General features: G+C 39.0%; 12 protein-coding genes. 1 reads left to right on the forward strand and 11 read right to left on the reverse strand.

The window, feature by feature from the left end; translation table 11 throughout:
- Positions 1-9: 9 nt before the first annotated feature.
- The 9 genes from ezrA to QM956_RS00195 all read right to left on the reverse strand — a co-directional run bounded on the left by ezrA (position 10) and on the right by QM956_RS00195 (position 11,706).
- Positions 10-1,737, reverse strand: coding sequence for a septation ring formation regulator EzrA (gene ezrA, locus QM956_RS00155; protein WP_414302056.1), 1,728 nt, complete (start codon positions 1,735-1,737; stop codon positions 10-12).
- A gap of 81 nt (positions 1,738-1,818) precedes the next feature.
- A complete protein-coding gene (gene gyrB, locus QM956_RS00160) occupies positions 1,819-3,765 on the reverse strand; it encodes a DNA topoisomerase (ATP-hydrolyzing) subunit B (RefSeq protein ID WP_000134040.1) in 1,947 nt (648 codons plus the stop codon).
- A 14-nt stretch (positions 3,766-3,779) separates the two neighbouring features.
- The gene (locus QM956_RS00165) at positions 3,780-4,343 is read right to left on the reverse strand and encodes an HAD family hydrolase (RefSeq protein WP_004239328.1); all 564 of its coding nucleotides are present in this window, start codon (positions 4,341-4,343) and stop codon (positions 3,780-3,782) included.
- A gap of 85 nt (positions 4,344-4,428) precedes the next feature.
- Positions 4,429-4,983: a DJ-1 family glyoxalase III gene (locus QM956_RS00170; RefSeq protein ID WP_125442835.1), complete on the reverse strand. Its 555-nt coding sequence runs from the start codon at positions 4,981-4,983 to the stop codon at positions 4,429-4,431.
- A 10-nt stretch (positions 4,984-4,993) separates the two neighbouring features.
- Positions 4,994-6,217, reverse strand: a complete 1,224-nt coding sequence (locus tag QM956_RS00175) for an FtsW/RodA/SpoVE family cell cycle protein (RefSeq protein WP_261014148.1) — start codon at positions 6,215-6,217, stop codon at positions 4,994-4,996.
- A 36-nt stretch (positions 6,218-6,253) separates the two neighbouring features.
- Positions 6,254-8,704: a bifunctional DnaQ family exonuclease/ATP-dependent helicase gene (locus QM956_RS00180; protein ID WP_414302057.1), complete on the reverse strand. Its 2,451-nt coding sequence runs from the start codon at positions 8,702-8,704 to the stop codon at positions 6,254-6,256.
- A gap of 198 nt (positions 8,705-8,902) precedes the next feature.
- Entirely contained in the window at positions 8,903-9,832 is a 930-nt protein-coding gene (locus QM956_RS00185; RefSeq protein WP_000411188.1) for a peptidase U32 family protein, read from the reverse strand.
- Between the two features lie 124 nt (positions 9,833-9,956).
- A complete protein-coding gene (locus QM956_RS00190; RefSeq protein WP_000125744.1) occupies positions 9,957-10,637 on the reverse strand; it encodes an ABC transporter ATP-binding protein in 681 nt (226 codons plus the stop codon).
- 13 nt (positions 10,638-10,650) lie between these two features.
- Positions 10,651-11,706 (reverse strand): ABC transporter permease, encoded by a 1,056-nt coding sequence (locus tag QM956_RS00195; RefSeq protein ID WP_153209904.1) that lies wholly within the window; start codon positions 11,704-11,706, stop codon positions 10,651-10,653.
- 358 nt (positions 11,707-12,064) lie between these two features.
- Between QM956_RS00195 and QM956_RS00200 the strand changes: the two genes are divergently transcribed.
- Positions 12,065-12,352 (forward strand): DUF3270 domain-containing protein, encoded by a 288-nt coding sequence (locus QM956_RS00200; RefSeq protein WP_084924597.1) that lies wholly within the window; start codon positions 12,065-12,067, stop codon positions 12,350-12,352.
- A gap of 33 nt (positions 12,353-12,385) precedes the next feature.
- Here the strand turns inward: QM956_RS00200 and ciaH are convergent, their stop codons facing one another.
- On the reverse strand, positions 12,386-13,720 hold the full coding sequence (gene ciaH, locus QM956_RS00205; RefSeq protein ID WP_414302058.1) for a two-component system sensor histidine kinase CiaH: 1,335 nt from the start codon (positions 13,718-13,720) through the stop codon (positions 12,386-12,388).
- Positions 13,710-14,384, reverse strand: coding sequence for a two-component system response regulator CiaR (gene ciaR, locus QM956_RS00210; protein WP_000590639.1), 675 nt, complete (start codon positions 14,382-14,384; stop codon positions 13,710-13,712). The genes ciaH and ciaR overlap by 11 nt, the downstream gene beginning before the upstream one ends.
- Positions 14,385-14,459: the final 75 nt, after the last annotated feature.

The raw sequence follows: 14,459 nt of genomic DNA on the forward strand, positions 1-14,459 counted from the left end.
TTTATTATGTTAGAAACGAATCGTCTCACGTGTTTTTTCGTATGAAGTGACAAAACGGTTGGTTACACCTGGTTCTGCAACTTCCAAAGCTTGCGAAATCTTATCAAATGAAGCATGATAATCAAATTCTTTTTCAAAAATTTCTAATGATTCATTAAAGGCTTCTTGAATTCGTTCATCAAATGAGCGGTAACGGTTCGAATACTGTAGCAATTGTTCTGTCAACGTTGCATATTGAACAATATTATAGGTTTCTTCTTCAAGTGCTTCCATATCATTTGTTGTAATTTCAAGCATACGGTTCACAGCTTCGATATTGACCCGGGCTTCTTCTAGTTCAGCCATCAACTCTTCAGTATGGTTACTTGCTGTAAAGAACAACTGTAAGAAATTCTGAGGAATACCTGGAAGATTGCGTTTTTCCATATATCTCTTAATTGTGTGAAGACGATTAACATAAACATTTGCCTTCTGGCGAGCATTGATATCATCTTTTTCAATCTGAGCAAGGCGTTGACTAACCGCAACTTGTTCATCTTCAATTTCCTTCAAAGTCGCTTGTAAGTTTTCCAAACGATCTTCAAGGAATGAATAAGGTTCAGAATGTTCCTCTTGTTCAGAAGTTAATTCCAATACAGATTCTTCTAAAGATTCTAACTCAGCTTGTAATCTATGAACATGACTAATATCCGTTTCAGATAGTAGGTAATTGTTACTCAATCGTTGAATATCTTCCACTAAAACAGCATTACTATCTTTCATGTGTTTCAAATATGTAGGAAGAGTTGCAACTAAGCCTTCTACTACTTTTTGAGCAGCGATTTCTCGTGTAAAGATATCATAGAGTGAATTGATTTCTTCTTGAACTTGAGTATCTTCATACTCAGCATTATCCAACTCTAATTGTGCAATATTTTCGTGGTTTTTCTTCAAAGATTCATAAAGCAATTGGAAGCGAGATTCAATATCCGTTTCAGCAAAATGATAGTTAGCATCTAAAAGCTTACGGTAACCATCCTCCAAATCTTCCAATTGATCAGGTAGCTCTTTAGATAATGTTTTTACAATCGCTGGCAGGCGGTCAACAATGTGACTCAAAGCCAAGATATGATTTTCAGCATTATCCAAAATCACAGCAGCTTCTACTGGGTCACCTGAAGTGTTCAAAGTAACAAACTGAGAAAACTCTGATTGGATATTTTCCAATTGTTTTTCGATTTCAGATAAACCTTGGCCATATTCTTCAGAATGATCAGCCACTCGGTGTTGCAACTCTTCAAACAAGTCCAAGGTATGAAGAACACGACCGCTGTTTTTAGATTCTTGTTTCTCCAAATCTGCCAAGGCATTGCGAATTGCCGCAATATCTTCTTCAATCAAGGTAATTTGGCTCTCGATTTGGTCAATTTGATGACTAGCCTTAAAAAAACGGAATGAATTGTTATAACCTTCTGCCTCGAAAAGATTATTTTCGATATCGGCAAAAGAGTTAAGAGATAGGTCAACCCATTTTTGGTTCCATTCACGGAAAGTCACTTGACTTTGTCCAATCAAGTGCATATTTTTTACAGCTTCAACTTCATCATTAACTGGAAGATTGTACAGCTCTTCTTTTTTCTCTTCTAAAATTGCTAATTTACTTTCATTGCGTTTCCGTACATAAATTGCTATAGCATAGGCAATCACTAAGAAAACTGCAACTGCAATTGCAAGATAAATTACTAGTGTACCAGACATATTAAACTCCTTTTTTACTTGAAACAATCGTAATGATTATATCATATTTTTTAGACCAAGGGAACTACTTCTCCCGATTTTTTAGACATCAAGTGTACTATAGACGGCATTCTCTTCGATAAATTCACGACGAGGCTCTACTCGATCTCCCATCAACATATCAAAGATTTTATCTGCTTCTGCAGCATCGTCCACAGAAACTCTGGCCATCAAGCGATGCTCGGGATCCATTGTTGTTTCCCATAACTGATGATCGTCCATTTCACCCAGACCTTTATACCTCTGAATAGTTGGTTTGGCACGACCTTCACTGTGGCGGGCTAAGGCTTCTTGGAGTTTAATTTCTTGATCTGCTCCTGGCTGGATGTATTCTTTAATCTCACTTCCAACCTTAACACCATAGATTGGAGGTTGGGCAATATAAACATAACCAGCTTCTAGGATTGGTTTCATATAACGATAAATCAAGGTTAAAAGAAGGGTACGAATGTGAGCACCATCGACATCGGCATCGGTCATCAAAACGAGTTTTTGGTAACGGGCTTTTGAAACATCAAATTCTGCACCGAATCCTGTTCCCATCGCTGTGAAAAGACTACGAATTTCTTCGTTAGCTAGAATCTTATCCATACTTGCCTTTTCAACGTTCAAAATCTTACCGCGAATCGGAAGGATTGCCTGAAATTCACGGTTACGACCAGATTTGGCTGACCCACCAGCTGAGTCTCCTTCGACGATGAAGAGTTCTGTTTCTGCAGGATTGTTAGAAGAACAGTCCGCCAATTTTCCTGGAAGGTTAGAAATTTCCAAACCAGATTTTTTACGGGTAACTTCACGCGCACGCTTAGCAGCCACACGAGCCTTAGCAGCCAGAATCCCTTTTTCTACAATGCGTTTTGCAATTTGAGGATTCTCCATAAGGAAATCAGAGAATGCATCACTGAAGAGGCGATTGGTAATCTTGACCACTTCGCTATTCCCCAGTTTGGTCTTAGTTTGTCCTTCAAACTGTGGATTTGGGTGTTTAACTGAGATAACTGCAGTTAATCCTTCGCGGACATCTTCCCCTGTTAGGTTGTCTTCATTGTCTTTCAGTAACTTATTCTTACGAGCATAATCGTTGATAACACGAGTCAAGGCTGTACGGAAACCTTGTTCATGCGTTCCACCTTCATGGGTATGAATATTATTGGCGAAACTCATGACATTTTCATGGTAACCCGTTGTGTACTGCATGGCTACTTCAACTGTGATATCATCCATTTCACCATCTGTGTAAATTGGTGTATCAAAGATAACATCCTTGTTCTCGTTGATATATTCAACGTAGCTAGCAATCCCACCTTCATAGTGGTAATGCTTAGTTTGTTCTAGCCCCTCACGCTTATCTGTGATGGAGATTTGAAGACCGCGATTTAGAAAGGCCAACTCTTGAATCCGTTTATTTAATTTATCGAAATCAAAGGTTGTTGTTTCAGTGAAGATTTCTGGGTCCGGTGTGAAGTGAACTGTTGTTCCCGTTTTATCCGTATCTCCAACCACCTCAAGGTCTGCAACAACATGACCACGACGGTATTCTTGGTAATGAATCTTACCATTTTTGTGGACATGAACATCTAACTGAGTGGAAAGAGCATTAACTACTGAAGACCCCACTCCGTGAAGACCACCTGAGACCTTATATCCGCCACCGCCAAACTTTCCTCCAGCATGAAGGACAGTAAAGACAGTCTCAACGGCAGGTCGACCTGTTTTTTCCTGAATATCGACGGGGATACCACGCCCATCATCGACAACAGTAATCGAATCATCTGGCTCAATAAAGACTTGAATATGGCTGGCAAATCCTGCCAAAGCCTCATCAATTGAGTTATCAACAATTTCCCAGACTAGATGGTGAAGACCTTCTTTTGAGGTCGATCCGATATACATCCCTGGACGCATACGAACAGCCTCTAAGCCCTCTAAAACTTGAATTTGACTGGCATCATAATCTTGTGCCTGCAGATTTTTGATTTCTTCTGTCATCTTTTTCCTTTTTCTTACATGTCTAATACTTGTCTTAAATTCACGATACTGGTAAACAAGTGGGTAGCTAGTCCTGCAGCTTGCCCGGCTTCGATATCAATCGGTCGATCACCAATTACAAGACCAGAGCTAATCTGATACTTTTCTCTTAAATAAATCATGGACTCAGGATCTGGTTTTCTCTTAAAGCCTGAGTTAGAAGTAACCACTTCTGTAAAATAAGCTGCTATAGAGGTTTTTTCTAAAATTTCCAAGACCTGATCATTACGATGAGATACCAAAAAATGACGGCCACCTTGATTTGAGATATCTTTCAATAAATCAGAAACTCCATCAAACAAAATCGGATGTTCAAGCTCTCTGGCTTCATTTTCCTTGTACTTTTCTAAAAAATTCTCTAAGTTGGGAGCGAATGTCTCAATCGCAAAATCAGTAGAAACCTTTAAAGCCTGATAGACACTATCATGGTCTTGTGTGATGCCATACAATGCCAATGTTTCAACAAATGCTGCTGTTGAAGTTTCGTAATTATCCAGTAAAGTTCCACCTAAATCCCAGATATAATCGTGATATTTCATACCCTTCATTATAGCATTTTTTTATGAAAAAAGCGATGATTTCCCTGAGTTTTCCACATAAAAAAACGAGAGTTTGACTCCCGTTTTACTGATTTTTACCAAAGACATCTCGATAGAGCATTCCTGTTCGTAAAGTCTCTGCATCTCCTCCTAATTGCTCTACCAGCTCGTAGGCAAAGGCAAGGGCTGTTGATGGACCTCGACTGGTTATCAAATGACCATCTACCACTACTGTTTCCTTTACATATTGACCATCAAAGATTTGCTCTTGAACGCCATCATAGCAAGTGTACTGCTTGTTTTTCAATAGCCCTGCTTGATTGAGGGCAATTGGCGCAGCACAAATGGCTGCTAGTTTTTTTCCTTCTTGCTCGAAGCTTTGCAACTCTTGAATCAAGGCCTGATTATCGCGCAAATGTGCAGAACCAGGCATGCCGCCAGGAAGAACAACCATATCATAGTCTGATAAATCACCATCAAAAACACGATCTGCTCTTACTTGGATTGCATGCGAACCTGTCACTTGCTCTTCAAAACCAACCATATCACAAGTAATATTTGCCCGACGCAAAACATCCACAACTGTCAAAGCTTCAATTTCTTCAAAGCCCTGAGCCAACATAACTGCTACTTTAACCATTATTTTCTCCTTATTTGATTTGTTTTAATACAACCTTTTTCCGCTTGAATCGGACTTTTCCACTCTTTTCTTCAGCTAGGTTTGTCTGGTAACTCATCGATAAAAGCAAGCCAACACCAATCAAGTTACTGATAATAGCCGATCCTCCCTGCGAAATAAAAGGTAAAGGAATCCCAGTCAAAGGAAGCAAACCTGTCACGGCACCGATATTCTCAAAGATATGGAAGAGTAACATCATAATCAAACCTGTGGAAATATAGGTGTAGAACTGATTATTTGATTTAAGAGTAATCTTCAACATACGATAAATCAGCATGAGATAAAGGGCGATAACAAGGACAGAGCCAATAAAGCCAAAATCTTCTGCGATAACCGTGAAAATCATATCCGACTCTCGAACTGGAATAAGCAGATTAGAAGCATTAAATCCTTGACCAAACAAGCCACCGCTTCCAATGGCAATCTGCCCTTGAGCCTGTTGGTAGGTCGTTGTTTGGGCAAAGTCAAATGGATTGAGCCAAGCTAAAATACGGTTGATTTGGTATGTCGGCATTCCCAGTTGATGGAGAAAAGCCCGGCCATCCTTGCTGATAAAAATAGCTAAGAAACCAGCAATTCCTGTTACAGCAGTCACAAATACTGGGATAATAATTTTCCAAGAAACTCCTGATAGCAAGACGATTCCTGAGAAAATGGCTACAAAAACCAAAGCTGTCCCTAAGTCACTTTGAAGTGCCAAAAGAACTAGGACTGGAATAGTAAAGAGAATCATCCAGAAAATCAACAAGAAGTCCAGCGGAACTGTACGTCTCCATTCCTTATGTTTTTTTGTAAACTGGACAATCACACGAGCCAACATGAGGATATAGGATATCTTCATAAATTCTGACGGCTGGAACAAGGTAACACCATTTACCGATACCCAGTTTTTGGCACCTGTTGATGCAACTAAGCTTGGATTATAAAAGACGATAGGTAAAACCATAAGTCCCAAGCCTAAAATATATAGAAAAGGGGTCACCTTCCAAAGAAATTCTGTATTAAAAAGCATGACCACAAAACCAATCACAAGCCCCAAGGCGATCCAGGCGACCTGCTGCCCTAAAATGGGCAAAATATTGTTTGGATAATCATGACTAACGGCTATATAAATAGCCACCACGCCAATAACCAGTAGAAAAAACACTGGCAAGAGCAAACTATAATCGACTCTAGAGTCGAGAGAACGTTTCATATATACTAACCTTATACTTTCATACAATATTATTTATCAAAGTTCATTTAAAAATTTATCAATATCCTCATCAACTTCGGATTTAGAGACGGTTTTAACAGTCGCTTCTTTTGCTAGAGAAGTCACAATTTGTTTACCATATCGCTTTTCGACAATTCTCCTATCCAAAACAAGGGTTAAGGAACGTTGGTGTTCGCGTCTCATACTTCTTCCCAAAGCTTGCTTTAAACGAATAATGGCCATTGGTAACTGATAATCATAAAAGGCATTTTTTCCTTCTTGATTCAGTTCCTGATTAATCTTTTTCGTCAAGGGCTCTTGAGGATTTTGAAAAGGAAGTCTTGGTACAACTTGAATCACAAAAGGATGACTTGAAAAATCAACTCCCTCCCAGAAACTTCCTGCACCAAGCAAGATTTGTTGTTCACCTTTTTCAAAGCGTTTCTTAAGCTGATAAACATCCCCATTTTTATACTGGGCCAAGTGGCTTACAGGAAGCATATCTGAAACTGCTAAAAGCATGTCTTTAGCAGTAAAGAGAACTAAAATCGGTTGTTGGAAAGCTTGAACACCCATCAGCAAATTAGCTACCTCTTTAGCGTAAACTTCTAAGGAGGTTTCTGTCACCAGTGGAAAATCTTTGACCAAGACCACTTCTTGATCCTGTTTTCCCCGAGCTTCAATCTTGACAAATTTGGCTTCAGGGTAGCCTAAAAGATCTGCCAAAGAAACCCTCTGACTAATCTCAAGAGTAGCCGACACTCCCAAGACTTGACATGAATTAGGTATTAAAGAAGATAGAAGAATACGGCCTGATTTTGTAGAAGAAATCTGAATTTTCTTTTGACTCGTTTCAATTGCTTCAAGCCAGTAATCTCTGTCAGCTGTAAAATAGCGAACCAGCTCCTCAAAGCCTTCTACCTCTAATTCTGAAAAATACTGATGGAGATTGGTCAGAGAATCCAAGATATTTTTCCTAGATTTTCCAGACTGAAATTGTTCAATCAAGTAAAGGCACTCAAAGCGAATACTTTCTAGTATTCGTTGCTGAACCTTATTTTGCTCCTCCAGTAAAGCCTTATCAAGCAAATCGATAATAGACTGGATATCGTAGGTCTCTTGAAGCAGATTTTCTAGAGCTAACAAAATCTTTTGAACTTCATCAATAATCAATAAACGGTCGCTGACAAATTCAGGATTATCTTCAAGTCTGGTTACAAGATAGGCATGATTGGTCACTAAAAGCTTGCAGGTTTGTGCCCTTTCTTGACTACGTTTCCAAAAATCTTCCGTCACAAATAAGCTCTGAGATGATAAATTCCCGTCATGACGAAGATCTGTTAGAAAATGTTGGTAACGGTATAGTTGCCCGATTTCATCCAAATCTCCTGTCTCTGTCTCAGTCAGCCAGACCAAGAGTTGCATTTTAAAGCGTCTAAATAAGCGATTTTCATCATTTTCCTGCAAGGAACGATAAAAGGAATCCAGCTTCAGATAATTGTGTGGTCCCTTTAAACTATGAATATCTATATGGAACACTTCCTTGAGATGTTTACCTTCTTCTTCCATGATCTGATTTTGAAGAATCTTTGTCGGAACACTAAGAACAATTTGATGCTCTTTGGCTTGAGATAAAGCGGGTAAGAGATAGCCATAGGTTTTCCCAATCCCTGTCGGTGCTTGAATCAGAGAGACAGGCTCATCTTTCAATAGCAAGCCAATCTCTTTAGCAAAACTTTCTTGTCGTTCCCTCACTTCAAGGTTCAACAAAGAAATATTTTTAGAAAAATCTTGGGATAGTTTTCGTGGCTCCAGGGGAGCTCCAGTTTTCTTGAAATACAGTCCTTGAACTTCGACCAAGTCTGGAGAACTCAGGATAGATTGGCTGCGATAAATTTCTTCAATAACCAGGTAGGACTCATATAAGAGGGCGTCAGCCATTTCCAGCAAGCGTTCCAAGAGTCCTTTAGGAAGTTGGGCCATCTTTTCTCGTAAAAAAAGAAGTAATTCCGCTGTAGCTTGGGCATCTGAAAGGGCTGTGTGAGCGTGTTTAAGAGGAATTCCTAATTCTCGACACAATATCGGCAAACTATATTTTTCCAGTTCAGGGAAAAAGACCTGAGCCAATTCGACCGTGTCAACACGAGGATTTCTTAGTTCATAGCCTTCAAAAAATAAATTTTCCGCCAAGAGATTAGCATCAAACTGAACATTATGTGCTACAAAAATCCCATCCTCCACCAAGTCAAAGATTTTTCTAGCAACTTGCGAAAAATCAGGTGCTTGCGCCAGACGTTGGTCTGTCAATCCTGTCAGTTCTTTGATATGAGCATCCAAGGGTTCATGTGGATTGACATCCGTCGTATAGTGATCGACGATTTTTCCGTCCTCAATCACAACAATCCCCACTTGGATAATTTTAGCCTTACTACCTGTGCTAGTTGCCTCTAAATCAACTACAACATAGCGATTACCAATCGTTTTCATTATAAAAAATTATACCAAAAAAAGGGCCATTTGGCACCTGCAAACATAGGATAATTTTCAAACTCAAGAAGGTCACTTTTCTTAAAAATCCTAGTAAATAGAGCATCCTAGCCTACTTATTTTTTGAAAATATTGGAGAATAAGAAAAATTGAGAGAAGAAATGTTTGCATCTTCCCTCTCTCAACGAATCATTTACTTTATTTAACCATGTCAGGATCGTAGTCATAAAATCCTGTATCAAGGAAACGGTTTTTAGGGTGTAACTTGCGCACTTCTTCATCCAGCAAGAAAGCTTGGTCATGGCTTAAGTTACCCTCTTGGATCAAGCTACGCGCTTGGATAAAGAGTTTTGCAATCTCAACAAAGTTCTGACCAGGTGTATAGAGACCTTCTAATTTCCAGTGAGTAAAACCATGCTCTACCAATTCTGTCAATTTTGTCATCAAATCAAGGTCATTGTTGGCAAAAATGTGGGTTCCATGATTGTCTTCAAAAATAGAATAGTGACTCTCTGGGTCACTTGGCTCAGCCAAGAAGAGGTCACGCTTGCGCGTCTTTTCATCATCGATGTGCGTAAAGTTATAGTAATTTTGCAAGAGCGGACGTTTAGAATGATGGATAACGCTAGCTCCGTAAACCAAAACTTCAGCAGGAATTTCCAAAATCTCTGGCATTTTGAAAAGTTCAGCTGATGGAATTTCACGCGCCAAAACAGCCTCAGATGCACCAGCCTTTTGTCCCCAGAAGTTTATCTGACGACTGCTAGTTACCATAGTCGAAGCATCGTAGATGGTCTTAAAGGAATAACCATCGCGGTTGACCACGTAAAAGACACCTGCATCCCCAATCGTAATGTAGTCTGTCTGGATTTCTTCCAAAAAGTCTAAGAAAGGCTTGATACGATCCATCATATCTTGGTGCATGAGGGCGTTAACCGCAACAATCAATTCCTTACCTGCTTCATGAACCACCTTAGCAATTTCACGCAATTTGTCATGACTAAAGGTTGTTGGCAGACGAAGGCCAAAATCTTTCTCACCGACATAGATACGGTCTACGCCAGCTTCGAGCAGTTGTTTAACTTGTTCAATACTTTCAGCAGTTGCTGTAATGATAATCTTTTCCATAAGAAAAATTATACCACATTTCTCAAAAATCAGCTATGAATACTGGGAGTTTTACAAAAAGTTAGGCTTATTTTTAACTTTTGAAATTAAAAAGTGAACAGTATCAGCACCGTTCACTCTCTTTTTATGCATGTGTTTCTTCAACTAGGTGTCCATCGTTCATCACATAAACACGGTCCACCTTATCTAGAAGGCGTGTATCATGAGTGATCATAACAACACCTCTACCTTGTTCATGGGCAATGGCAGCCAACATTTCTGTTACTTGGTAAGCACGCTGGGTATCCAGACTGGCTGTTGGTTCATCTGCAAGAACGATACTCGGATTGTTATAAAGCGCTCTAGCAATTGCGGCCCGTTGACGTTCACCACCTGATAAAGCCTTGGGATAATGATTTTGTACCTTTTCCAAATCCAACAAGTCCAGTAACTCTTTTCGATCACTTTTACTATTTTTTCCCTTATCCAGTCTGTCAATCAAATCCAGCTGTTCTTTGACCGTTAGAAAAGGAATTAAGTTTGAAGCCTGAAGAATAAAGCCAAACTCTCTAAAACGGAGGTCTGTTTTCTCCTTCTCCGTCAAACTGCCTGTTTCCTTCCCCTTAACTAAAATCTTTCCACTCGATGCTTCCTGAAGTTGGCCTAGAGTCGTTAGAAAGGTCGTCTTTCCAGAGCCTGAAGGCCCAACGATAGCCACGAACTCTCCCGCATTTAGCTGAAAATTCGTCTCATGTAGAGCTACGACTTTCATCTTTCCTTCCCCGTACGTTTTTGTCACTTGAGTCATTTCAATCAATGCTGTCATACTATTCTCCTTATCAGTCTGCAATCGCAGTAATCGGGTCCACCTTTAGCAAGCGTGGAAGTGAAATGACACCACCTAGCATGGCCATCAAGCAAATCACCAAGCTTAGGACAGAATAGGCTAACCAACTTGGGTAGAAAAAGAAGGTAGCTGGCAAGACTAAAATCACTCCTCCAATAGCAAGCAAGGCTAAAGCGATCCCCATACCAGCTAGGAAGAAGATTTGACAGAAAAGAGACCATACAATGGTTTTGATCTGTATTCCCTGAGCCCGCATTATTCCATAAAGTCCTAGTTTTTGTATGGTAATGATATAAACAAATATACCCACAATCAAGCCTGTGATGACAATCATAGCAATAATCATCCCTGAAAATACATTCACCTGAGGTGTGTAACCAGGAATTTTCGAAATCATTTTGGGAATAGAAATTTGTTTCAGTCCATCGCCAGCCACTTCTATATCATTTTTCAATACCAAGGCAGAAATCGATTTATTTGATTTTAAAGTTCCTTGTAAGGTCCAATAAGTTGTCAGACTCGTAAAGACAACAGGCTCGGTGAAAAATTTATTTCCTTGGGTCAGGCCTACAATCTTGTACCTTGCCTCGCTTCCATTGAGTTGAATGGCATCACCTAGCTTGATTCCATAATTCTCGAAGGACTGATCCACGACCACTTCGTCATCCCCTTCAGGATATCGGCCCTCCGTCAAACTAGGAGAGATAAAAGCGTCCCACTCCTGAGCAAAGATGGAAACATTGATCTTTTCACTATCATCGACTAGATTGGTCACAGCGAACATATAACCCAGTGGAGTAGCCTCCTCAGAACTCTTTTCCTTATAGTCCTTTTCAGGAATAAAAGATGCTGTCAAATTATCATTTGCATAGTCAGATAAAACTATACCCGTCGCTTGCCAATTATCAATAGCAGCCCGATTGTTTCGCACAAGTCCAAGAGCTAAACTAGTCATAAAAAAGACCATAAAAGCAATGAGAAAAATGGTAGTTAGAATCAAACTATATCGAAGTTTGTTTCGTAATATTTCTTTGATAGCAAGATACATGCTTATCTCCTTTAACTTTTCAAGAGGTATCGATTAGACACCCCACTACTATAAAAATAGGAGACAGAAAATCTGTCTCTGTATTCAAAACAAATCTCACTAATCAAATTAAATAAAATCAAGAAAATAAGGAAAGAAATTTTCGTAAAAAAGAATCATTTGGTAGCTCTATTCCCTTGCTAATATAAGCAATTATGAATATTAATAAGTATTTGGTGTCCATCCATCCTATCATTTTCACATTATGGTGTCAAGAAAAGTGATTTTGAAAAGGGACTTTATTCTTATTGTAACCTTTCTGTAATAATTCTCTGCTGAAAAAATGATAAAATAGGTATGTACTGTTAAGGAGAGAATAATGCCCGTAAGAAAATTACAATCCTATGAGGTAGACTATCAAGAAGAATTAAGCCAGCAGGTTCCTCGCTATCAAGATTATACACCTGAAGCGCAATCTGATGCCAATCTCAAGGAAATCCTATTTTTTGTTAATATCGCTGTTTTTTGTATCTGTATTGCTATCTTTAGTTTTATCTTTTTATCATTAAAATTATCAACTGCTCTTGCCTTTGCCGCAGCAATCGGATCCAGCTTACTTGTTTTAAAAGTTCAACGGTCTATTATCAAACGAAAACGTAGAAGATAAATCCAAAATATCGCCCCAACTGGAGCGATATTTTTATTTTTTCTTTTTAGATGGTGTGTGGATGGCTATCTTCACTTCAAAGATTGTTCCCTTTGGTTTATTATCTTTAACAGTAATGGTTCCTTTTAGGGCATCTACAATTTGCTTGGCTAGGGATAAACCTAAACCAAAACCACCTTTTTGACGGGTTCTAGCCTTGTCCACTCGATAAAAGCGGTCAAATATTTTCTTCTTATCTTCTGCGGAAATACCGACTCCATTGTCGGAAACTAACAAATAAAGATTACGATCAGTCGCTGAAATCATAAAATCAATTTCACCATCCTCCTCAGTATATTTGATAGCATTATCAAATAGGATGGTCATCAGTTGTTTTAGTAAAAGTTGATCTGTGACAATCGTTCGATGGATGCGATTTTCAAAACGGAAGACACGGTCATTTTCCGAAGCAATCATTTCATAGTTTGTGAAAGTCGTATTGAAAAAACTGGTTGGAACTTCTGCAAGTTCCGGCTTAATCCCATCATCTCTACGAGCTAAATTCAACAAGTTCGTCGTCAAAAACCGCATATTTCGGACTTCTTCCAAACTCGATGCAATGCTTTCACTCACATCCATAATGGTTGCTTCTGGCTTACGGAAAAGGGTCTCTAAGCGATTTTGCAAAACTGCGAGTGGAGTTCGTAACTCATGACTGGCATTTTCCACAAAGGACTGTTGCTTCTGCATGCTCTCAAGCAGAGGACGAACACTGACTCTAGCTAGATAGAGACTGGCGATCAAAGACAAAATCCAGAAACTAGCCATCACAATCACAATCAATTGCTCATGCTTTTGACTGGCCTGCTCCAACTGACTGGTATTAATCAAGACAGCTGCATACTTGATATTAGTTGAAACCGAACTGATATTCGTTTCCATCAAAATCATGCGATAAATTTCTTCTTGTCCATAGCTATTAAAAACTTGAATCTGATAGATATGACCTAGTTCTTTCTTTTCTAACTTAATCTTATCCAATCCCAAAAATCGATTTCCAGAAAGGAGCTGTGTAAAATTCTTATCAAAAAGAATAACCTCCGTATTGGAGCTGACATTGGGTTTCACCTCAGTCTTGCTAGAATCTGTAGTAGCATTCTCTAAGTCTTTAATCTCTTCTGTTGCCCTATTTACAGCAAGCTGAATAACTGCCTGAGGATTTTCACTCAGCCCATGAAGCTTATCATCCACCGAAGTATAGAGACTCGAATGCATGACCTGCAAAATAATCAGAGTCATGGTAGAGAAAATCAGAGTGAAGACACCAAAGTTGCGGATAAAATAACTAAAATCATCCGCATACCATGTTTTTTTTAGTTTACTGAACATCTTTTAAAATATACCCAACACTGCGCAAGGTTTGCAAATTCTCTGCAAAAGTGGTTCCTTTTAATTTCTTACGGACTTTTGAAACATAAACTTCGACAACCGAAATCGTTGTGTCACTATCAAATCCCCATAGACGATCAAAAATCTGAGTCTTGGGTAAAATAACATTTTGATTTTGAAGGAAATAAACTAATAAATCAAACTCTTTCCCCAGTAATTCGACAGGAGTATCTTCAACCTTAACGGTATTGGTTGACAAATTAACCACAATATTTCCATAAGTCAAGGTATTTTCATTAAACTTACCTGAACGTTTGAGAAGGGCTTGAATCCGCATTTTGAGTTCTTCTAGGTAGAAAGGTTTGGTCAGATAATCATCCGCTCCTAGTTCAAAACCATGTCCCTTGTCATCCAAACTTTCCTTGGCAGTCATGATCAGAACTGGAGTCGTAATCCCCTTTTCGCGCAATTCTTTCAAGACTTGGAAGCCATTTTTTTCAGGCAACATCAAATCGAGCAAAATCAAATCATAGACTCCACTCTCAGCTTCGTAGAGACCTTCTTCCCCATCAAATACCTGCATGACATCCGCAAAATCGTCTAAAAAGTCAAATACCGAATTTGACAGGCCTAGGTCATCCTCAACCAATAAGATTTTTATCATGAGAAACTCCTCCTTATTAAAACCATTATACCAAATTTGCCTTAAAAAAAACTCAACTCTCTGCATTTTACATGA

This window comes from Streptococcus mitis (assembly GCF_047460035.1).
GTDB lineage: Bacteria > Bacillota > Bacilli > Lactobacillales > Streptococcaceae > Streptococcus > Streptococcus mitis_DW.

Bases quoted from the DNA above. Each gene is read 5' to 3' on its own strand.
- ezrA (WP_414302056.1), bottom strand. From the start codon at position 1,737: ATGTCTGGTACACTAGTAATTTATCTTGCAATTGCAGTTGCAGTTTTC.
- gyrB (WP_000134040.1), bottom strand. From the start codon at position 3,765: ATGACAGAAGAAATCAAAAATCTGCAGGCACAAGATTATGATGCCAGT.
- QM956_RS00165 (WP_004239328.1), bottom strand. From the start codon at position 4,343: ATGAAATATCACGATTATATCTGGGATTTAGGTGGAACTTTACTGGAT.
- QM956_RS00170 (WP_125442835.1), bottom strand. From the start codon at position 4,983: ATGGTTAAAGTAGCAGTTATGTTGGCTCAGGGCTTTGAAGAAATTGAA.
- QM956_RS00175 (WP_261014148.1), bottom strand. From the start codon at position 6,217: ATGAAACGTTCTCTCGACTCTAGAGTCGATTATAGTTTGCTCTTGCCA.
- QM956_RS00180 (WP_414302057.1), bottom strand. From the start codon at position 8,704: ATGAAAACGATTGGTAATCGCTATGTTGTAGTTGATTTAGAGGCAACT.
- QM956_RS00185 (WP_000411188.1), bottom strand. From the start codon at position 9,832: ATGGAAAAGATTATCATTACAGCAACTGCTGAAAGTATTGAACAAGTT.
- QM956_RS00190 (WP_000125744.1), bottom strand. From the start codon at position 10,637: ATGACAGCATTGATTGAAATGACTCAAGTGACAAAAACGTACGGGGAA.
- QM956_RS00195 (WP_153209904.1), bottom strand. From the start codon at position 11,706: ATGTATCTTGCTATCAAAGAAATATTACGAAACAAACTTCGATATAGT.
- QM956_RS00200 (WP_084924597.1), top strand. From the start codon at position 12,065: ATGCCCGTAAGAAAATTACAATCCTATGAGGTAGACTATCAAGAAGAA.
- ciaH (WP_414302058.1), bottom strand. From the start codon at position 13,720: ATGTTCAGTAAACTAAAAAAAACATGGTATGCGGATGATTTTAGTTAT.
- ciaR (WP_000590639.1), bottom strand. From the start codon at position 14,384: ATGATAAAAATCTTATTGGTTGAGGATGACCTAGGCCTGTCAAATTCG.